An 18,903-nucleotide genomic window follows, 5' to 3' on the forward strand; every position below is an offset into this window, starting at 1 on the left:
CCAGCCAGCAGCCCACCCCTTACCCTGATTCATGCCCGAACCCGCTGTTCTGCTGACCTTCCTGGCCGCTTCGCTGGCACTGCTGCTGGTTCCGGGGCCCAGCGTGCTGTACATCGTGGCGCGCAGCATGCACCAGGGACGCCGCGCCGGGCTGATGTCAGCGCTGGGGGTGCAGGTGGGGGGGCTGGTGCATGTGCTGGCCGCTGTTGCTGGCGTATCGGCGCTGGTGCTGTCGTCGGCGCTGCTGTTCGGGGTACTCAAGTGGCTGGGGGCCGCCTACTTGGTGGGCCTGGGGGTATTGACGTGGCTGCGGAAGGAGCCCCCGGCGTCCGGGCTGCAGGACCGCCCCGAACCCCGCCCACTGCGGCACCTGTTCGCGCAGGGGGTGGTGGTGAACCTGCTGAACCCCAAAACGGCGCTGTTTTTCCTGGCCTTTCTGCCGCAGTTTGTGCAGCCCGCGCGGGGCCCCGTCTGGGGGCAGACGCTGGTACTGGGTCTGCTGTTTCTGGCGCTGGCGACCCTCAGCGACAGTGCTTACGCGCTGCTGGCCGGGCACGCTGGGCGCCACCTGCGCGGGCCCGTGGCCGCCCGCTGGCAAAAGAGACTGACCGGGGGCGTGTTCGTGGCCCTGGGCCTTGGCACAGCCGCCGTGCAGCGGCACTAGGGCGGATGACCAAAGAACCCCCTCACCCCTCGCTGCGCGAGGCCCTCTCCCAAGACGGGAGAGGGTCGAGAACCAACGTCATCCTGATGTCACCTGCTCTGGTGGGCGGCCTTCAGCCCAGCAGACTCAGTTCTTCCAGGCCGTTCAGAAATTCGCGCTCGGGGTAGCTCTCGGTATCGAAGCCCCTGTCGCCCTCGACCGGGGTGACGCTCAGCGCGGCAAAATCGAACAGGTCGCGGTCCAGCAGGTGGCTGGGGGTCACGCGGGTCAGCGCCCGCAGAATGTTGTTCAGGCGCCCCGGGTGCTCGCGCTCCCAATCTTCGAGCATCTCGCCCACCACCTTGCGCTGCAGGTTTTCCTGGCTGCCACACAGGTTGCAGGGAATGATGGGAAAGGCGCGGGCCTGGGCGTAGCGGATGATGTCTGCTTCGGCCACGTAGGCCAGCGGGCGAATCACCACGTTGGTGCCGTCGTCGCTCTGCAGCTTGGGCGGCATGGCCTTTAAGCGGGCTCCGAAGAACAGGTTCATGAACAGCGTTTCCAGAATGTCGTCGCGGTGGTGGCCCAGGGCGATCTTGGTGGCGCCGATGGTGCGGGCGTGCCCGTACAGAATGCCCCTTCTCAGGCGGCTGCACAGCGCGCAGGTGGTCTTGCCCTCGGGGGTTTTCTCTTTCACCACGCTGTAGGTGTCTTCAGCCAGGGCGTCAAAGCGCACGCCCAGCTCCTTCAGGTGGCGCGGCAGCACGTCCTTGGGAAAGCCGGGCTGCCCCTGGTCCAGGTTCACCGCCACCAGTTCAAAGTCAACCGGCGCCCGCTTTTGCAGGTGCAGCAGCACGTCCAGCAGCGTGTAACTGTCCTTGCCCCCCGACAGACAGACCATCACCCGGTCGCCGTCTTCGATCATGCGGTAGTCGCCAATGGCCTGCCCCACCCCCTTCACGATGGGCGAGAAGAGGCGGCTCAGGTCGGCAGGGGTGGAGGGAGCAGGCTGGGTCATGGCGCGCAAGTGGTTATGGTACGCGCCCTGGGCGCAGGCATATGTTCCCTGGCTCTCCTGCCGGGCGAGCGCCGGGTGAGCCCCTGCCTGGGGCCCCGCTCATGCTTTGGGGGGATGAGGGCCGCGCAGGCGCCGTGGCACACTGCGCCCCATGACGGCCCCCCTCCGCGCCCCGGTCCGTGACGCCGCGCCCTTCCGCGCTCACCCGAAGCAGGTACAGTGACCCGGATGAGGTTTTTCAACGGACTGGCCGTGCTGCTACTGGCCGGCGCGGCGGGCGCGGGCGGGCTGTGGTACACCTGGGGCCGCGACCTGCCCAGTGTCTCCGATCTGGACGTGCTGGAGTTCAGCGGTCAGACGCGGGTGTATGACCGCGCCGGCACCCTGGTGGGCACCCTGACCCCCAGCCTCAGCAGCGGGGGCAGCGTGAACCGCAACCTCCTCAAGCCCTCGCAGATCAGCCCCTGGCTGCAAAAGGCCGTGGTGACCAGCGAGGACCGCCGGTTTTACCAGCACAGCGGCGTGGACGCCATTGGCATTGCGCGCGGCCTTCTGAAGGGCCTGCTGAAAAATGACCTCGAAGGCGGCAGCTCCATCACCCAGCAGGTAGTGAAAAATACCCTGCTGGACGACCTGGAAGGCGCGCGCACTGCAGAGCGCAAGTTCAAGGAAGCGGTGCTGGCCTACCAGCTGGAGCGCAATTTCGACAAGGGCCAGATTCTGAACGCCTACCTCAACGTCATCTACTGGGGTGACGGGGGCAGCCGCGACATTATCGGAGCGGGGGGCGCGGCGCACGCGTACTTCCGCAAGAGTGCCGCCGAGCTGAATCTGGCCGAGAGCGTGTATCTGGCGACCATCATCCCGGCGCCCAACCGCCGCTACAAGGACTTCAAGGCCTACCGCCCCCTGATGAAGAACCTGATGGCCCGCATGGTGGAAGACCGCCAGATTACCCAGGCCGAGGCCGACGCGGCCTGGAAAACGCCCATCTATCCGGCGGGCTGGCGCCTGGGCTGGAACGCGGACGGCACCCTGCGCTCGGCCACCCTGGAGCGCCCGGAGCGCCTGGACGAGAACCTGAAGCGGCTGGAAGGCGCGGGCAACTACGCCAACTTTTCGTACCTGCAGGCGGTGGAAAAGGAATTGCTGCCCCTCATTGGCCGCAAGGCGCTGTACGGCGGCGGGCGCATCTACACCGGCATGAGTGCCCAGGCCCAGGCCGCCGCCGAGCAGGCCAGCCAGGACGCCCGCCTGCCCGACGGCGCCACCCTGGGCATCGCCCTGGTGCGGCCCGACAGCGGCGAGGTGCTGGCGCTGGTGGGCCAGAAACTCGGCGGTGGGCGCCCCAGCGACTGGAACAACGCCACCCAGGCCCGGCGGCAGGTGGGCAGTTCAGTCAAGCCGCTGCTGTACACCCTGGCCCTGGAAAAAGGCTGGAAGCAAAGCGACACCGTGCTGGACGCGCCCATTCGCGGCGACTACCAGCCCATGAACTACAACCGCCGCTGGACCGGCCGTTACGTGACCCTGCGCTATTCGCTGGACCACTCGCTGAACCTGCCCACGGTGCGCATGGCCCAGGAACTGGGCCTGAATACCTTTGAAGCCAAGCTGCGCGACCTGAACCTCCCACCGCCCCCCAATGCGGGGCTGCCCCTGAGCATCGGCACGCTGGAAGCCAGCCCACTGCAAATGGCGGCGGCCTACGCAGCCTTTGCCAACGGGGGGCTGTACTACGAGCCCACGATGGTGCGCAAGGTGGAAGACGCGCGCGGCAAGGTGCTCTATACCCGCCCCGCCCCGGTGGCCAAACGGGTGTGGGACACCCGCACGGCGTGGCTGGGCCTGGACATGCTGCGCGGCGTGGTGAACGACCTCTCGGCCCCGCAGGGCGGGCTGGCCACCCGGGCCCGCATTCCCGGCTGGCCGGTGGGCGGCAAGACCGGCACCACCAACGATGTCAAGGACCTGTGGTTTGCCGGAGTGGCGCCGGGCATCGCCGGGGCCGTGTGGGTGGGCAAGCAGGAGGGCGGCGCGCTGCCCGGCTGGGCCACCAGCGGCGACGTGCCCACACCCATCTGGCAGCAGGCGGTGGCGGGCGCCCTGAAAGACCAGCCAGTGGCCACGTTCGGGCAGCCCGACGGCATTGAGTACCGCGTGGTGCGGCAGGTGAACATGGCCTTCCGCACCGGCGAGGGCGACGACGCCCCGGTGGCGCGCGACGGCAGCGGCGCCCAGGGCGGGTTTTTTGGCCGCCGCTCCCCGCAGCCGGCCCCCCAGCGCGAGCCAGAGCCCACCCCGCCGGCCCCCAGTTCCACCCCAGCCGCCCCCGAGCCCGAACCAGCGGCCCTGCCCGAAGAGCCCCAGCCCGACCCCACCCCGCTCCCCGAGGAGCCCACCGCGCCTGACCCCGCCCCCCAGGAACCGGACCCGGTGGCCCCCGTTGGTCCGCCGCCCGCCAACCCAGGGGCCCAGCCGCAGCCGGCCCCGGACCCCATCCCCGCCCCCGAGCCGGAGCCCCTGCCCGAGCCTCAGCCGAGCGACCCCGCCCTGGAAACGCCAGAGAACCCCGAGCCCCTCCCAGCCGACGGCACCCAGTCTTCGGGCCAGGACACCGGGGCGCCGGTCAACGAACTGGAACCGCTGGACTGACTGGGGGTGCCCCACGCCTGAAGCCTGACTGCCGGCAGAGGGACGGCCTCGGGAGGGCCCGGAGCGCGCTTTACACTGCGCGCATGCCGTGGACCCTGTGGCTGGTGACCCTGCTGGCGTGCGTGCTGGCTCCCCTGAGCGTGCTGGCGCTGGCCCGGTCGCTGCCCCGGGTCTCGGTGCCTGGGCTGGTGGGCGAGGGTCTGACCGTCGCCCTGCTGGCGGTGCTGCTGGTGCAAGACGCCCCGCTGTTCGCCCTGCTGCTGGTCTTTGCGGCGGGGGCTGTGGGCACGGGGCTGGCCCTGTACCGTTACCTCAACCGCTGAGCTCTGGCGTTCCGGCAGCCGGGGCCACTGCGAATCCTGCCCAGGCCGTCTGCCCCCAGCCTTGTGCCCGCGCTGCTCTACACTGCCGCCCATGTCTGCCCGTGCGCGCGGTGCGCTGCTGCTCCTTCTGGTCACCTGCCTGTGGGGCAGCACGTTCGCTGTGGTCAAGACGCTGGGTGAAAGCCTCAGTGCGCCGCTGCTGATCGCGTGGCGCTTCTCTATTGCCTCGGCGGCGCTGCTGCCGCTGCTGCTGTGGCGCCCCCGGCCTGCCCAGTCACCGCCCGCCCACGGCCGCCCACTGTGGCGCGACGGCCTGATGCTGGGCGCGTGGCTGATTGCCGGCTACGGCACCCAGACCATCGCCCTGCAGACCACCACCGCCAACCGCGCGGCCTTTTTCACGGCCCTCAGCGTGGTGCTGGTGCCGCTGTGGCTGACCCTGGCCCAGCGCCGCCGCCTGCCGCTGCCACTGTGGGCGGCGCTGCCGCTGGCGGTGGCAGGCCTGGGGCTGCTGTCCTGGGAAGGCGGCGCCTGGGTGGTGGGCGACGCTTGGGCGCTGGCCTGCGCGGTCACCTACGCCGGGTTCATCGTGGCGCTGGAAGGCACCGCGCACCGCCACGCGGCGTTGCCCTTCACGGTGGCCCAGGTGCTCAGTGTGACGGCCCTGGCCTGGGTGTGGGCGCTGCTGAGTGCCCCAGGTCAGCTGCTGCCGCCCCCGCAGGCCTGGGCGCCGCTGCTGTACCTGGGCGTGGCGGCCACCGCCGTGACCACCCTGCTGCAAACCATCGGCCAGCGGCATGTCAGCGCCGCCGAGGCCAGCCTGATCTACGCGCTGGAGCCGGTCACCGCCACCGCGTTCAGTTACGTGCTGCTGCGCGAACAGGTGGGCCTGCGCGGGGCTTTTGGGGGCCTGCTGGTGGTGATCGCCACGGTGCTCAGCCAGCGGGCCGGCACGCCCCACGCCGAAACGCCAGCGCCCCAGGCTGAAGAAGCCCAGGGCGCCTGATCAATGGTGCGGACAGTTTCAGCAGTTCACAGAGGACAGCTCGACACACACGCTGTTTTTCTCCTTCCCCTCGTGCGGGACTCGCAGAGCTGCGCAGCAGAGGTCGGGGCTTGAAAAGCTGCGCAGCAGAGGGGGGCAGCGAGTCGAGCGTCCCAGACGACGTTTCTTCCATGGACCACTCATACGGATTCCGGATCATCCGTTACAGCCCCTCCGCGTCGCTTCGGTGCTTCCACGCCTCTCCGTCACCGTTTTTCCTTCTCCCTCCGGTCGGGTTGATCAGTTATGGAATAACTGATCAACCGGAATCCTTATCACTACGCTTGAACACTGTCCGCACCATTGGCTGAGACGGATTCCGGTTGAGAAATGCCAAAAACGGTTCAACCTGAGCAGCGCGAGGAGGAAAAAACGTCTTCCGGGAAAGGAGCGATTGAATCGGGAGCCCCCGATTCGGTCACGGAGTAAACGGCAACCAGATGAATGCCGGACGCACTCAGCGCGCGCGGGTCTGATCCGGAATCAGCAGGGTCTTGAGGGCCGGACTGCTCCCCCAGACACTGCGCAGGCTGCTCTGCACCACCGAGTCGCGCACGGCCCGGTACAGCGCTGGCTGCAGGCTGGCCGAAGGGTACACGGCGCGCTTGCCTTCTGTGCCCACCTTCACGTCCAGCGGCAGGCCCAGCGCCAGCGCGGCCACCAGCATGCCGCCCAGCAGAAAGCCGCCCAGGGCCCCGGCCCCCAGGTGCCAGGGGTGCTCCAGGGGGGTCTGAATCAGGCGCAGGGTCATGACCGCAATCCCCACGCCAAGAAGGGCCGCAAGCAGGGCGGCGGCCGGGCCACCCACCAGGGCGTTGGCCAGAAAGCACGCCGCCAGGCCCCCCACACCCCAGGCCAGCCCGGCCAGGCCGCGCCGCGCCCCCAGGGCGGTCAGCACAGCCCACAGGGTCACGAGCAGGGCATCAAACCAGGTGATCACCCCCGCAGTGTACCGGGGGCCGCTTACAAATTCCTGCCCGTATAGGCTACGGTGTGCCCGTCTGGGCTGCCCTACACTGGGTCCATGATTCGCGTTCTGCTCGTGGATGACCACGCGCTGTTCCGTCAGGGACTGCGCAGCCTGCTCGAAAGCGAGGGCATGCGCGTGATTGGCGAAGCCGCCAACGGCCGCGAGGCCATCCGCTACGCCGCCGACACCCACCCCGACGTGATCCTGATGGACATCCAGATGCCTGATCTGGACGGCGTCAAAGCCACCCAGAGCATCCTGGAGATTGACCCGCAGGCCCGGGTGATCATGATCACCATGTACCGGCAGGATCGCTACGTGTTTGAGGCGGTCAAGGCCGGCGCGCGCGGCTACGTGCTCAAGGACGCCGACGCCGCCACCCTCCTGGACGTCATCCGCCGGGTGGCGGCCGGCGAGGCGCTGCTGGACCCGGACATGGCCCAGAACGTTCTGGACGATTTCCGCGACAAGCGCGAAGAACTGCCCAGCGAAAAGCACGCCGACCTGAACGAGCGCGAAACCATGATCCTCAAGCTGCTGGCCCAGGGCTTTTCCAACCAGGACATCGCCCTGCGCCTGGACATCAGCGAGAAGACGGTGCGCAACCGCCTCTCGGAGATCTTTACCAAGCTGCAGCTGAACAACCGCACCCAGGCGGCGCTGTACGCCATTCGCGAGGGCATTGCCAACCTTGAGTAAGCAGGGCCGCTCAGATAACCGCCGTGTGGCGCCCCCGGCCGCCGCCGCGCCCGTGACCTTTCAGGCCGGCTGTGGCCGCGAATGGAGCCTGCCCAGCCAGGAACCGGATCTGGCCTACACCGAGCAGGCCTTTCCCGAATGCCCCGGCTGCCTGCACCGCGTGGAACCCGAAGGCACCCTGCCCTTCTGCACCCTGCGTCCGGTGGGCACGGCCCACCCTTTTGCTGCTCTCTCGGGGCTCTCGTGGCTGGACGAGTAGCAGAGGCGCTGGTGCAGGGCGGTCTGCCCGCGTTTCAGGAACGCTTGATCGGCGCAGGTTTTCCGGGTCAGGTGGGGCTGCGCATCTGCACCCTGGACGGCACAGAACTGGTGGCCTGGCACGCCGACGAGGTGTTCCCGGCCGCCAGCACCATTAAGGTGCCGCTGCTGATCCTGGCGCTGCAGCAGGCCCAGGCGGGGCGCCTGCCGCTGCACGGGCGCGTGACCATGAGTGCCGACGACCGCGCCGGGGGCGCTGGGGTGCTGCACGAACTGGCCCCGGGCCTCGCGCTGACGTGGCAGGACGTCCTGACCCTGATGATCGTGGTGAGCGACAACACCGCCACGAACATGGTCATTGAGGCCCTGGGCGTGGACACCGTGAACGCTTGGTTGACTGCGCAGGGTCTCACCGGCACCCGCCTCGTGGGCAAGTTGCAACGGCCGCCCCACCTGCAAAACGGAGCGCAGCGCCGGGGCGAGCGCAATGCCACCACCGCCCGCGACCAGACCGAGGTGCTGCGCGCCCTGACGGCCGGCGAGTGGCTGGACCCCGAGCACACGGCGCTGGCGCTGGACATTCTGGCGCGTCAGCAGTACCGCGACATCATCGGCCGCCGGGTCCCGCGTGACGACCAGGGCGAGCTGCGTTACCGGGTAGCCAGCAAAAGCGGCGAGCTGCTAGGCGTTCGCCATGATGTGGGGCTGCTCTGGACGCCCCGGCCCCTGGTGGTGGCGCTGCTTTCCCGCAGCGGCGCCGACCCCCGCGAACATCCCGAAAACCGCGACGTGGTGGCCCTGGCCGACGCCCTCTGGCCCCTCCTGGCGGAACTGGGGCAGGCAGGCCAGGAGGGGGACATTTAACCGCTCGGTCAGGCGCATCATACAGGGTGCCAGAGCCCTGCTTTCTGCTTTGGGAGCGCGGCTGGGCGCGTGTTCGGCGCGTGGTATGCTGACCCGCATTAGGCCAGTTAGGCGCAGGTTTTCCCGTCCGCGAAGCGGGGCGGAACTGTACAGGCCACTTCACGCTGAGGGAGAGGGAACGTGGAAAGAAACGACGCTGTCATGCCCTGGGTCGCCATCGTGTGTGCGGCCATCATGTGGATTATCCTGCTGTTCTTGTTCAACAAGGAAACGGCCCCCAAGCCAGTGGTTGCTGACCCGGCCCTGGTTGCCAGCATCAGCAAGGAATGGCCTACACTCGGCAAAGAGACGTACGGCACCTGCGCCGGCTGTCACGGCGCTCAGGGTCAGGGGGCCGTGGGCCCCGCACTGGCAGGCAACGCCAAGATTGTCAAAGATCCAGCGTATGTCTACAACATCATCACCAAGGGGAAGGGTGGCATGCCTGCCCAGACCCAGCTGAATGAGAACCAGGTGTATGCGGTTGCCAACTACGTCTTGCATTCCTGGGGCAACAACATTGAAGAGCCCCTGACCCCGGCGACTGTGCAGGCCAGCCAGACCAAGATTGATCCGGCTGTGCTGAAAAACCGTAGCCGCATTGTCCCCGAAGACCTCAAGTTGCCCGAAATCTTCCTGGCCACCTTCGTGATGGTGCTGCTCACGTACGGCTTGATCGGGCTGTACAGCGTCTGGGCTGAAGGTCAGGAGCTCCACCCCGGCATTCACAAGGTGCGCTCCACCCCGCTGGCGACCCTGGGCATCATCACCACCCTGGGCCTGACCGTGCTGTTCAGCATTCTCTTCGTGCGCCAGATGGTCACCGACTTTGCGGGCTGGGCGGCCAAAGAGCCGGTGATGCCCAACGTGACGATGGAAGGCTTCTACGCCGCCATGATCCTGCTGATGCTGGCCGCCAGCATCGCGCTCTACAAGAAATTCTTCATGGACGGCGAAGTGCTGGTCGAAGACGCCAGCGGCGAATTCCCCTGGTAAGAGAGGTTAGAGAACATGACCCGTTACAAGAAACAAGACCCGGAAATCACGCGCCGCCGCTTCGTCAACGCGGCAATGGGCGGCGCGGCGGCGGTGGGCACCCTGGGGCTGGTCAGCGCTTTGGGCGGGGCCAAACCCGTCTTGCGCATCACGCCTGACAAGGCGCCTCCCCGTAAAGGCGACATTCTGGTCCACGCCGGTGCAGGCAAGGAAGGCCAACCCATCCTGGTCTCCGAGGTTGGAGAAAAGGCCGTGTCTGCTTGGCCAATGGGCAAGGACAAAGACGGCAACATGGTGATCCGAAAGGCTGAACCGAACAACCAGATGGCCGTCTTCCGCTTCGACAAGGACAAATTTAAGGTGCCCGAAGAGGGTGGTCACTCGCCGGTGGTTCTGAAGCTTGAGGGCATCACAGACAACGGAATTGTGGCCTACTCCAACAAATGCACCCACGCGGGCTGCCCACCACCCAATGATCCCAAGGACATCACCAAGCTGTTCTGTGGGTGTCATTCCGGGCAGTACGATCTGCTGCAGGGCTGCAAAGTGATCGGGGGACCGCCTCCGCGTTCCATGCCCCAGGTGCCTATCAAGATTGAGAACAATCAACTGGTGGTCACCGAAACGTTCGTAACGGCCCCGTTCGGATTTCTGAATGAAGCAGATTGGGAAGCTTACCTGAAGCGGGTAGAGGAGGTCCTTGGATGAACCAGTGGCTGGATGACCGTCTTCACATCTCGCGCCTGAACGACAAGTTCCTGCGCAAGGCCTTCCCGGTGCACCACTCCTTCTTCCTGGGCGAAATCACGCTGTTTAGCCTGATCGTCCTGATTGTCACTGGGATTCTGCTGGCGCTCTCCTACGAGCCCAGCAACTCACTGGTGGTGAACTCTTTTGATCCGGGAACGGCCAGCAAGCCCAACCTCATTCCAGCGGCTTACCATTCTGCCCTGAAGATCAATGCCATGCCTTTCGGCGACATGTTGCGCCGTGTGCACCACTGGATGGCGAACATCATGGTCGCGGCAGCGGTGATTCACATGATGCGTGTGTACTTCACCGGCGCGTTCAAAAAGCCGCGTGAAATCAACTGGTGGATTGGCATGCTGCTGCTGATCTTCTCGGCCCTGACCGCCGTGACGGGGTACATCCTCCCCTACGACAACTACGCCTACAACACGGTCAGCGTGATCTACGCCATCGTGAAGTCGGTGCCGTGGGTGGGCGACTGGCTGGCGCAGGCTGCTTTTGCCGGCCGCTTCCCCGGCGAGGGCATCATTCCCCGCATTTACGGCTACCACATCATGCTGCTGCCCGGCATTCTGCTGGCCCTGACCGGCGCCCACATGCTGATCATGATCAAGCAGAAGCACACCCAGCCGCAGTACGCCAAGCGCATTGCCTACAAGAAGATCGTGGGCGTGCCGCTCAGCACCCAGCAGACCCCCATCATGCTGCTGCTGGCGCTGTTGTTTACCGGTCTGGTGATGCTGTTTGCCGCCTTTATTCCTGTGCACCCCGTCGAGTTCTTCGGCCCGCCGAGCCCGGAACCAATCAGCTCTATCAAGCCCGACTGGTACCTGCTGTGGGTTTTCGGTGCACTGGCAATCATTCCAGGCTTCGAATGGGAATTCCTGGGCGGCATTATCAGCGCCGAGTTCGTGGGCGCCATGGTGTTCCCGGGCCTGATCATCGGCGCCATGTTCGCCGTTCCCATGCTGGACCGCGCCAAGGACAACCAGTACTACGCCGAGAACCCCACCAACCACCCCGTGCGACTGGCCGCCGGTGTCGCCTTTATGGCCATGATGATCGTTCTGTCGGTGGCCGGCTACAAGATTGAATTGGTGCAAAGCGGCATTCTGCCGGATGCCAGCGCCAACGCCATCCTCTGGATTCTGACCATTGGCGTCCCCGTGATCAGCTACTTTGCGACCCTGGGCATCGTGCGCGGTATCCGCGCCCTGCGCGAAGCCGATGAGCGCGAGACGATGACCCACGCCCACGCGGACGACTGAGTTCACCTGTTTTCCTCGGCCGCCCTGGTTCATCACCAGGGCGGTTTTTTGTGGCTTGCAGCCGGCGCCTCAGCGGTGGCCCCAACATGCTTGACTGAAGACATGGATGAACTGGCTCTCCACCTTGCCCGCGAGGCCCGGCGCCTCGGCCTGGACCAAGAGGCACCCGAAGCCACGCTGAGCGCCTTTGCCAGCCTGGTCCTCGAAGAGCTGAGAGCCCATGGTCTCCTGCCAGACCCTGCGCCAGAGATCGGCTGCTGGGCCCAGCCCCGGTCCAGCGGCAACTGAACGCCGCTCCACGCACGGGGCGGGAGCGGCGGAAATGGTGACCTTTATGCCTGAACGCGGTTTGTTGGCAGCTTGACCGCTGGCGACACGCCTTCACGGCTCCCAGCAGCGTAGCCGACCTGGGCGCCGAACTGCCACGCCAGCTTGATCATGAACTGAATGGCGTCCTCGTCGTGCGCGCTGATCAGCTGGCGCAGGTGCTCGGGCAAGCCTTCGGGGAGGGGCATGGCGCGGAGCTGCTCCCCGTATTCACTGCGGAGCTGCTCGAACCACTCGGCGTAAGGGTTCGTCATGGCTGCATCTTAACAGAAGGACACTCAAGGAATGTAAGCGGTGTGGTTCTTTTGGGCTGTGAGGGAAGGCTCTGGGTGGGCTTGACCCGGGCAACTTTTCCCCTGTGTGCAGCAAAGGTCACCTGCCGCCCGGTCGCCCACTTTGCCTTCCGCGCACGTTTTTATTTCTCCAATGGTGTTACGCTTCACGCATGACGGCGACGACCACACCTGAACAGCCCGGCGGCGTGCCCGCCCGTGACATCACCATCAGCGAATTTGGCGCCCAGAAGGCCCTGGGCATCCTGGCCAACAGCGGCAAGGAGAATGCGGGCGTGCGCGTGTTCATCAAGAGCGGCGGCTGCAGCGGCTACCAGTACGGCATGGCCATTGACGACCGCGAACTGGAAGGCGACACCATCGTCTATGACCGGGGCGTGAAGCTGCTGGTGGACCGCATGAGCCTGCCCCTGCTGCGCGGCAGCGAGGTGGATTTCGTGGAGAACATGATGGGCGGGGGCTTCACCGTCCACAATCCCAACGCCACTTCGGCCTGCGGCTGCGGCTCGTCCTTCCGCACGGACGGCGCGCAGTCCCCTGACGGCGAGGGCAGCAGCGGCTGCGGCAGCCACTAGACCGCAGAACAATCCTTCCGGGCCAGAGACACCCTTTGGCCCGGCTTTCTTTTGGGTTTAAGCCACATCGGCGCATGGCTTGGTAAATGCTGACCTCGAGTTCGTCTTGACGCGCTTTCAGCGGGCCTTATACTGACCTTCATCATTACAGAAGGGAAGTAGTGTTGCCCGCTCAACCGGAGGCTCATATGAAGAAGACCTTGGCCCTGACCGCATTTCTGCTTGGCGCCGCGCTGGCTGGCCCGGCCAACAACAGCCTGGTGATCGGCACCTCGCAAGAGCCGCCGAACATCTATGACCCCTGGAACACCAACAACCTCGCCGTGACGAGCGAGATCAACGGCTACATGACGGCCAGCCTGATTGGCCTGGACGACGACGGCGAGCCTTACGCCGACATCGCCACCCGCGTGCCCAGCATTGCCAACGGCGACTACAAGATCGTCAAGAACGCCGCTGGCGACGTGGTGCGCAACTCGGTGACCTACACCATCCGCAAGGACGCCAAGTGGAGCGACGGCACCCCCATCAAGGTGGCCGACTTCCAGTTCTGGCTGCGCCTGGTCAACGATGACCGCGTGCCGGTGCCCGACCGCTCGCCCTGGAACCGCGCCAAGATCACGGTGGCGGACAACGACACCTTCACCATCACCTACGAGCCGCCCTACCTGTTTGCGGATCAGACCAGCCCCAGCCTGGCCCCCAGCCATGTGATGGGCGCGGCCTGGAACGCCTTCGACGCCAAGACGAAGAACGAGAAAGACGCCAAGGTGATCAACGAGGAGTGGAAGAAGTTCATCTCGGCCTATACCACGGCGCGCAACCTGCCCAAGGTGGTCGCCGGGCCCTTCCGCCCCACCGGCTGGCGCAGCGGCAACAGCCTGACCATGACCCGCAACCCCAACTACTGGGGCCACCCCAAGGATCAGGACAAGTACGTCCAGACCGTCACCTACCGCTTTATTCCCAACACCAACACCCTGAAGGTGAACATCCTGTCCGGTCAGCTGGACGCGGTGAGCGCCGTGGGCCTGACCTTCGACCAGGGCGTGGACCTCGCCCGCAACGAGCGTGGCAAGTACAAGACCTACTTCGTGCCCGGCGCGGTGTGGGAGCACATTGACGTGAACACCCGTGGCCAGAAGGCCAAGGACCTGGACATGGACGACCCCCGCATGCGCCAGGCGCTGCTGTACTCCATTGACCGCGACGCGCTGGTCAAGGCGCTGTTCCAGGGCCGCCAGGCCGTGTCCAACAGCTGGGTCAACCCCATCTCCAAGCTGTACAAGAAAGACGTCAACGACTACAACTACAACCCTGCCCGCGCCAAGCAGCTGTTTGCCGCCCTGGGCTGGACCCCCGGCCCCGACGGTATTCTGCAAAAAGGCGGCAAGAAGCTCAGCCTGAACTTCTCCACCACGGCGGGCAACACGGTGCGCGAGCGCGTGCAGCAGATCCTCCAGGCCCAGTGGAAGCAGGTGGGCGTGCAGGTGAACATCCAGAACTACCCCTCCAGCGTGATCTTCGGGCCCGACTTCCTCAGCAAAGGTCAGGAAGGCAAGTGGGACCTGGCCATGTACGCCTGGACCGGCAACCCCATCTTCGAAGAAGGCAACCTCTTCAAGGGCGAGGGCATCCCCACCGCCGCCAACGGCTACTCCGGCCAGAACAACCCCGGCTGGAACAACGCCGAATTCAACAAGCTGCACAAGCAGGCGCAGGTGGAATTTAACCTCGCCGACCGCATCAAGCTCTTTGACCGCATGCAGGCCATCTGGAACAGCGAAGTGCCCTCGCTGCCGCTGTACTACCGCGTGAACGTGTACACCAAGGTCCCGGGTCTGGTGAACTACACCTTCAGCGCCTACACCCTGTACCCCAGCTGGAACTCGGCCAAGATCGGCTGGGCGTCGAGGGGCGCCGTCGAGGAGTACAAGCAGAAGTAAGCCGGTCACCCCCAGCGGCGCCCCTGGGCCAGCTGGGATACCGGAGCGGGAGGAGATGCCAGGTCATCGGCAGTTCCTCCCGCCTCTCTTGGGCCCCGCCCACCTGTGTCGAGGACTGTTATGGGAACCTACGCGCTGCGCCGCGTCATTCAGATGATTCCGCTGCTGTTCGTGATCAGCCTGCTGATCTTTATGCTCACCGCCCTGCAACCCGGCGACCCGGTGGACCAGCTGGTGTTCGGCAACAGCAACATCACCTCCGAAGACATCGCCCGCCTCAAGGCCGCCTACGGCCTGGATCAGGCGTGGTACACCCGCTATTTCTTCTGGCTCAAGCAGGCCCTGACCGGCAATTTCGGGTACTCGCAGGACTTCGGGATTCCGGCCTGGGACTTCGTGTTCCAGCAGCGCCTGCCCAACACCCTGCTGCTCACGGTGCCCGCACTGGTCATCAGCACCCTGATCGCGGTGCCGCTGGGCATTTTCAGCGCGGTGCGGCAGTACTCGGCGCTGGATTACGTGCTGACCTTTTTTGCCTTTGTGGCGGTCAGCGCCCCGGTGTTCTGGGTCGGTGCACTGGCGCTGTATTTCTTCGCAGTGTTTCTGCCGCAGGCCACGGGGGGGATGGTGTCGTTGCCACCGGGGGGCCTGGGCAGTCCAGAGCTGCCGGCCGACGCCAATTGGTGGGTGGTGGTACTCGACAAACTGAAGTACCTGCTGCTGCCGCTGATGATCCTGATGCTGCGCGAGATCGCCGTGACGCTGCGCTTTATGCGCGCCAACATGCTTGAAACCTTGACCCAGGACTACGTGCGCACCGCCCGCGCCAAGGGGCTGGCCGACCGCCGCGTGCTGTACAAGCACGCCCTGCGCAACGCGGTCACGCCCATCGTGACCCTGCTGGGCCTGAGCATTCCTGGCCTGTTCGGCGGCGCGGTGATCACCGAGACGGTGTTCTCCTGGCCCGGCATGGGCAAGGCGATTCTGGACGCCCTGGTGAGCAAGGACTTCAACGTGGTGATGGTCTGCCTGATGATGCTGGCGCTCCTGACCGTCGTTTTTCAGCTGCTGACCGACCTGGCCTACGGCCTGGTGGATCCGCGCATTCGCTACTCGTGAGGCCCCTGTGACCACTGTCGCTCCCCGGACCCTGGCGGCGCCCAAGAGCCGCTCCACCTTTCAGATTGCCATGCGCCGCCTGCGCAAGCACAAGGCCGCCATGACCAGCCTGGTCGTGATCGTGCTGCTGATCCTGGCGGCCCTGTTCGCCCCCTGGCTGGCCCCGCACGACCCCAACGCCCAGGATCTGGCCGGCATCTATGCGCCGCCCAGTGCCCAGCATCTGCTGGGCCAGGACAGTCTGGGGCGCGACCTGCTGTCACGCATCATCTACGGCAGCCGCGTCAGCCTGATCGTGGGCTTCACGGTGGCGCTGTTCAGCGTGGCCCTGGGCACCCTGATGGGCCTGCTGGCCGGTTTTCTCAGTGGGCGCGTGGACACCGTGATCAGCCGCTTCATCGAGATCATGTTGTCCATCCCGGAACTGCCGCTGCAGCTTACGCTCAGTGGCCTGTTTGCCGTCAGCGACCTGCCCGCCATCGTGGCGCTGCGGCAGAACCCCAACTCCAGCGTCTTTATCATCGTCGCCATCTTCACGTTCTTCGGCTGGATGGGCACCGCCCGCCTCGTGCGCGGCGAGGTCCTGAAGCTCAAGAACCTGGAATACGTGGACGCCGCCCGGGCCCTGGGTGCGCGCAGTGGCCGCATCATGTTCCGGCATCTGGTGCCCAACGTGGTGGCCGTCATTATTGTGAACGGCACCCTGGCGGTGGGCGGGGCCATTCTGGGCGAGGCCGCGCTGTCTTTCCTGGGCTTCGGCATTCAGCCGCCGGTCTCGACCTGGGGCAACATGCTTTCCAACGCCAACGAGGTCGTGCTGGAGCATCCTTTTATTGCGCTGTACCCCGGTCTGGCCATCCTGCTCACTGTGCTGGCTTTTAACTTTCTGGGCGACGGCCTGCGCGACGCCTTTGATCCCAAGAGCCGCCTGTAAGCCTGCCCCGCCTCTCCACCCCCGCCCAGCGGGGGTTTTTTCTTATGCTGCGCTGGCTTTGGCGTATGCTGACAGGGTGATTGTGCTCGGTATTGATCCTGGACTGGCAAACCTCGGCCTTGGGCTGGTGGAGGGGAACGTGCGTAAAGCGCATCACCTGTACCACGTCTGCCTGACCACCGAGAGCGCCTGGATCATGCCCCGGCGCCTGCAGTACATCCATGAAGAAGTCTCGCGCCTGCTGGCCGAGTACCGCCCCGACGCGGTGGCCATCGAGGACCAGATTCTGCGCAAGCAGGCAGATGTGGCCTTCAAGGTGGGGCAGGCCTTTGGCGTGGTGCAGCTGGCCTGCGCGCAGGCGGGCGTGCCCGTGCACAGCTACGGTCCCATGCAGGTCAAGCGGTCCCTGGTGGGCACCGGCCGCGCCGAGAAAGAACAGGTCATTTACATGGTCAAGGCCACCCTGGGTGTGCGCGAACTGTTCAACAACCACGCCGCCGACGCCCTGGCGCTGGCCCTGACCCATCTGGCCAGCGCGCCGCTGCAGGGCCGGACGGCGGCGCTGCTGGCCCGCGCCCGCTGACGGTGGACCTGCCGTTCCTCTGGCCCCTGCTGCTGTCCACAGGGCTCACGTTTGCCTGGCTCTGGTTTTTTGTCCGCCGCGACCGTCATCCAGAGCCGCTGTGGCTGCTGGCGCGCACCTTTGGCTGGGGCATGCTGGCCTGGGTCATTGCGGCGGCGTTCGGGGCCAGCCTGGGACAGTTGCTGTCCTCGCCCCTGCCACTGGTGGCGGCCTTCGTCGTGCTCCTGACGGCGGTGCTGGAAGAAGGCTTCAAGTTCGTGGCCGCCACCACGGCCATCACCGAGCTCAGTTTCGATGAACCGATGGACGGCCTAGTGTACGCCGTGACCGCGGCCCTGGGCTTCGCCCTGATGGAAAACCTTACCTACACCCTGGGTTTTGGCAGTGGGGCCGGCGCGTGGCATGCCGTCTTTGCCACGCTGGCCCACGCGCTGTTCAGTGCGCCGCAGGGGTACGCGCTGGGTGGGCTGCACTGGCAGCGGGGGCGCGCCTGGGTGGTACAGGGCCTGCTGGTCAGCGTCATTTTGCACGCCGTGTTCAATGGTCTGCTGGTGGGCGGGGCTGGGTGGCCGCAACTCGCGGCACTGGGGGCTATTACCGTGCTGATGGTGGTGCTGGCCGGCCGCTATTACCTGGCCTTTGAAGCCCACGCCCGGCAGCACGGCCCGTCGGCCTATTTTTTGCAGGAGCAGGCCCGCAGGCGCCAGCGTTGATTTCTAAGCATTCGGGTTCATTCGCTGTGGCAGAACGGATGAACCCGACCGGAAAGCCTTGCAGAGGGGCGCGGCCGAGCAGAAAAAGCGGTGGCGGAGGGGCTGGAACGGATGACCCGGCATCCGTCCTACAGCGTGTCGTGCCCCGTCTGGCCAGCCACCCAGTGCTCGCCGCTGTCGTCGCACTCCCGTTTCCACACCGGCACCTGCACCTTCAGGTGTTCGATGATGAAGTCGCACGCCTCCAGGGCCGCGCGGCGGTGGGCGCTGGCCACGCCAATCAGAATGCTGGCCTCGCCCGGCTGCAGGCGGCCAGTGCGGTGCTGAATATAGACGCGCAACTCACCGAACCGCTCGCGGGCGGTCTGCGCCGCCTGGGCCATCACCCGTAGGGCCAGGGGCGCATAGGCTTCGTAATCAATCCAGTGCACCACCTTCCCGGCATTGGGGCTGCGCACGGTCCCCACGAAATAGGCCTGGGCACCGTACTGCGGCCGCACCAGAAAGCTGTCGGCGGCGTCCAGATACAGTGGCTGGTCGCTCAGCGCGCAGTGGGTGGCGTCATCGGCTTCACTGCCGCCCGCCACAGGGGGCAAGAATGCCACTTCATCGCCGGCCGCCAGAGGTGTGTCTGGCTGCGCGTAGGTTTCGTTGACCGCCACCATGCAGCCCCGCAGCGTGACGCCCGTCTGGCGTTCAACCAGCGTGGCCAGGGTCCGCACGTCGCACCCATCTGGTGCCTCCACCCTTAACTGATCGAGCCCAGTTTCTCGCTTCAGGCGCGCAAAAAACACCACATTGAGCTGCATGCGCCGAGGCTACCACGGGGGCTGCGGACATCCGAAAGGGAAAGCGAAGGGAGGGAGTTGACAAGTTCAGGCGGTG

The 18,903-nt window shown here is 65.8% G+C and carries 21 protein-coding genes; 17 read left to right on the plus strand and 4 right to left on the minus strand.

Annotated elements, in window-relative coordinates; all coding sequences use genetic code 11:
• The first annotated feature begins 31 nt into the window (after window positions 1-31).
• Entirely contained in the window at window positions 32-664 is a 633-nt protein-coding gene (locus tag K7W41_RS11820) for a LysE family translocator (RefSeq protein ID WP_224608537.1), read from the plus strand.
• 112 nt (window positions 665-776) lie between these two features.
• On the opposite strand, the gene ttcA is transcribed toward K7W41_RS11820, so the two are convergent.
• Entirely contained in the window at window positions 777-1,661 is an 885-nt protein-coding gene (gene ttcA, locus K7W41_RS11825; RefSeq protein ID WP_224608605.1) for a tRNA 2-thiocytidine(32) synthetase TtcA, read from the minus strand.
• 228 nt (window positions 1,662-1,889) lie between these two features.
• On the opposite strand from ttcA, the gene K7W41_RS11830 reads away from it, so the two are divergent.
• From K7W41_RS11830 to K7W41_RS11840, 3 genes are all read left to right on the plus strand, one after another.
• Window positions 1,890-4,316 (plus strand): transglycosylase domain-containing protein, encoded by a 2,427-nt coding sequence (locus K7W41_RS11830; RefSeq protein ID WP_224608540.1) that lies wholly within the window; start codon window positions 1,890-1,892, stop codon window positions 4,314-4,316.
• Window positions 4,317-4,399: 83 nt separating this feature from the next.
• Window positions 4,400-4,639, plus strand: coding sequence for a hypothetical protein (locus K7W41_RS11835; protein WP_224608542.1), 240 nt, complete (start codon window positions 4,400-4,402; stop codon window positions 4,637-4,639).
• 91 nt (window positions 4,640-4,730) lie between these two features.
• Window positions 4,731-5,645 (plus strand): DMT family transporter, encoded by a 915-nt coding sequence (locus K7W41_RS11840; RefSeq protein ID WP_224608545.1) that lies wholly within the window; start codon window positions 4,731-4,733, stop codon window positions 5,643-5,645.
• Window positions 5,646-6,141: 496 nt separating this feature from the next.
• Here K7W41_RS11840 and K7W41_RS11845 read toward each other — a convergent pair whose 3' ends face one another.
• Entirely contained in the window at window positions 6,142-6,624 is a 483-nt protein-coding gene (locus K7W41_RS11845; protein WP_318010907.1) for a hypothetical protein, read from the minus strand.
• 84 nt (window positions 6,625-6,708) lie between these two features.
• Between K7W41_RS11845 and K7W41_RS11850 the strand changes: the two genes are divergently transcribed.
• The 7 genes from K7W41_RS11850 (at window position 6,709) to K7W41_RS11880 (ending at window position 11,816) form a co-directional block, all read left to right on the plus strand.
• On the plus strand, window positions 6,709-7,353 hold the full coding sequence (locus K7W41_RS11850; protein ID WP_221091260.1) for a response regulator: 645 nt from the start codon (window positions 6,709-6,711) through the stop codon (window positions 7,351-7,353).
• A 25-nt stretch (window positions 7,354-7,378) separates the two neighbouring features.
• Window positions 7,379-7,612: a hypothetical protein gene (locus tag K7W41_RS11855; RefSeq protein WP_224608548.1), complete on the plus strand. Its 234-nt coding sequence runs from the start codon at window positions 7,379-7,381 to the stop codon at window positions 7,610-7,612.
• Window positions 7,597-8,475, plus strand: coding sequence for a serine hydrolase (locus tag K7W41_RS11860; RefSeq protein ID WP_318010908.1), 879 nt, complete (start codon window positions 7,597-7,599; stop codon window positions 8,473-8,475). Before K7W41_RS11855 ends, K7W41_RS11860 begins: the two co-directional genes overlap by 16 nt.
• Before the next feature lie 180 nt (window positions 8,476-8,655).
• On the plus strand, window positions 8,656-9,510 hold the full coding sequence (locus K7W41_RS11865; RefSeq protein ID WP_224608551.1) for a c-type cytochrome: 855 nt from the start codon (window positions 8,656-8,658) through the stop codon (window positions 9,508-9,510).
• Window positions 9,511-9,525: 15 nt separating this feature from the next.
• Window positions 9,526-10,218, plus strand: coding sequence for a QcrA and Rieske domain-containing protein (locus K7W41_RS11870; protein ID WP_224608554.1), 693 nt, complete (start codon window positions 9,526-9,528; stop codon window positions 10,216-10,218).
• A complete protein-coding gene (locus K7W41_RS11875; protein ID WP_224608557.1) occupies window positions 10,215-11,528 on the plus strand; it encodes a cytochrome b in 1,314 nt (437 codons plus the stop codon). Before K7W41_RS11870 ends, K7W41_RS11875 begins: the two co-directional genes overlap by 4 nt.
• A gap of 102 nt (window positions 11,529-11,630) precedes the next feature.
• Window positions 11,631-11,816: a hypothetical protein gene (locus K7W41_RS11880; RefSeq protein ID WP_224608560.1), complete on the plus strand. Its 186-nt coding sequence runs from the start codon at window positions 11,631-11,633 to the stop codon at window positions 11,814-11,816.
• A gap of 44 nt (window positions 11,817-11,860) precedes the next feature.
• Here K7W41_RS11880 and K7W41_RS11885 read toward each other — a convergent pair whose 3' ends face one another.
• A complete protein-coding gene (locus tag K7W41_RS11885; RefSeq protein ID WP_224608563.1) occupies window positions 11,861-12,109 on the minus strand; it encodes a TroA family protein in 249 nt (82 codons plus the stop codon).
• A gap of 191 nt (window positions 12,110-12,300) precedes the next feature.
• Between K7W41_RS11885 and K7W41_RS11890 the strand changes: the two genes are divergently transcribed.
• The 6 genes from K7W41_RS11890 to K7W41_RS11915 all read left to right on the plus strand — a co-directional run bounded on the left by K7W41_RS11890 (window position 12,301) and on the right by K7W41_RS11915 (window position 18,018).
• Complete coding sequence (locus K7W41_RS11890) at window positions 12,301-12,723, plus strand: HesB/IscA family protein (protein ID WP_224608566.1); 423 nt, start codon at window positions 12,301-12,303, stop codon at window positions 12,721-12,723.
• A gap of 188 nt (window positions 12,724-12,911) precedes the next feature.
• Window positions 12,912-14,669 carry a peptide ABC transporter substrate-binding protein gene (locus K7W41_RS11895; protein ID WP_224608570.1) on the plus strand — a complete coding sequence of 586 codons (1,758 nt, stop codon included), beginning with the start codon at window positions 12,912-12,914 and terminating at the stop codon, window positions 14,667-14,669.
• A gap of 120 nt (window positions 14,670-14,789) precedes the next feature.
• A complete protein-coding gene (locus K7W41_RS11900; RefSeq protein ID WP_224608575.1) occupies window positions 14,790-15,788 on the plus strand; it encodes an ABC transporter permease in 999 nt (332 codons plus the stop codon).
• 7 nt (window positions 15,789-15,795) lie between these two features.
• The gene (locus K7W41_RS11905) at window positions 15,796-16,722 is read left to right on the plus strand and encodes an ABC transporter permease (RefSeq protein WP_224608578.1); all 927 of its coding nucleotides are present in this window, start codon (window positions 15,796-15,798) and stop codon (window positions 16,720-16,722) included.
• Window positions 16,723-16,798: 76 nt separating this feature from the next.
• Window positions 16,799-17,305 carry a crossover junction endodeoxyribonuclease RuvC gene (ruvC, locus tag K7W41_RS11910; protein ID WP_224608581.1) on the plus strand — a complete coding sequence of 169 codons (507 nt, stop codon included), beginning with the start codon at window positions 16,799-16,801 and terminating at the stop codon, window positions 17,303-17,305.
• 8 nt (window positions 17,306-17,313) lie between these two features.
• A complete protein-coding gene (locus K7W41_RS11915; protein ID WP_224608612.1) occupies window positions 17,314-18,018 on the plus strand; it encodes a PrsW family intramembrane metalloprotease in 705 nt (234 codons plus the stop codon).
• Window positions 18,019-18,146: 128 nt separating this feature from the next.
• Here the strand turns inward: K7W41_RS11915 and moaD are convergent, their stop codons facing one another.
• Complete coding sequence (gene moaD, locus K7W41_RS11920) at window positions 18,147-18,827, minus strand: molybdopterin converting factor subunit 1 (protein ID WP_224608583.1); 681 nt, start codon at window positions 18,825-18,827, stop codon at window positions 18,147-18,149.
• Between the last annotated feature and the right edge of the window lie 76 nt (window positions 18,828-18,903).

Origin of the sequence: Deinococcus multiflagellatus, assembly GCF_020166415.1 — a bacterium.
Lineage (GTDB): Bacteria > Deinococcota > Deinococci > Deinococcales > Deinococcaceae > Deinococcus > Deinococcus multiflagellatus.

What these genes read in the sequence shown, in the direction of transcription:
- K7W41_RS11820 (WP_224608537.1), top strand. Translation starts at nt 32, where the DNA reads ATGCCCGAACCCGCTGTTCTGCTGACCTTCCTGGCCGCTTCGCTGGCA.
- ttcA (WP_224608605.1), bottom strand. Translation starts at nt 1,661, where the DNA reads ATGACCCAGCCTGCTCCCTCCACCCCTGCCGACCTGAGCCGCCTCTTC.
- K7W41_RS11830 (WP_224608540.1), top strand. Translation starts at nt 1,890, where the DNA reads ATGAGGTTTTTCAACGGACTGGCCGTGCTGCTACTGGCCGGCGCGGCG.
- K7W41_RS11835 (WP_224608542.1), top strand. Translation starts at nt 4,400, where the DNA reads ATGCCGTGGACCCTGTGGCTGGTGACCCTGCTGGCGTGCGTGCTGGCT.
- K7W41_RS11840 (WP_224608545.1), top strand. Translation starts at nt 4,731, where the DNA reads ATGTCTGCCCGTGCGCGCGGTGCGCTGCTGCTCCTTCTGGTCACCTGC.
- K7W41_RS11850 (WP_221091260.1), top strand. Translation starts at nt 6,709, where the DNA reads ATGATTCGCGTTCTGCTCGTGGATGACCACGCGCTGTTCCGTCAGGGA.
- K7W41_RS11870 (WP_224608554.1), top strand. Translation starts at nt 9,526, where the DNA reads ATGACCCGTTACAAGAAACAAGACCCGGAAATCACGCGCCGCCGCTTC.
- K7W41_RS11875 (WP_224608557.1), top strand. Translation starts at nt 10,215, where the DNA reads ATGAACCAGTGGCTGGATGACCGTCTTCACATCTCGCGCCTGAACGAC.
- K7W41_RS11880 (WP_224608560.1), top strand. Translation starts at nt 11,631, where the DNA reads ATGGATGAACTGGCTCTCCACCTTGCCCGCGAGGCCCGGCGCCTCGGC.
- K7W41_RS11885 (WP_224608563.1), bottom strand. Translation starts at nt 12,109, where the DNA reads ATGACGAACCCTTACGCCGAGTGGTTCGAGCAGCTCCGCAGTGAATAC.
- K7W41_RS11890 (WP_224608566.1), top strand. Translation starts at nt 12,301, where the DNA reads ATGACGGCGACGACCACACCTGAACAGCCCGGCGGCGTGCCCGCCCGT.
- K7W41_RS11895 (WP_224608570.1), top strand. Translation starts at nt 12,912, where the DNA reads ATGAAGAAGACCTTGGCCCTGACCGCATTTCTGCTTGGCGCCGCGCTG.
- K7W41_RS11900 (WP_224608575.1), top strand. Translation starts at nt 14,790, where the DNA reads ATGGGAACCTACGCGCTGCGCCGCGTCATTCAGATGATTCCGCTGCTG.
- moaD (WP_224608583.1), bottom strand. Translation starts at nt 18,827, where the DNA reads ATGCAGCTCAATGTGGTGTTTTTTGCGCGCCTGAAGCGAGAAACTGGG.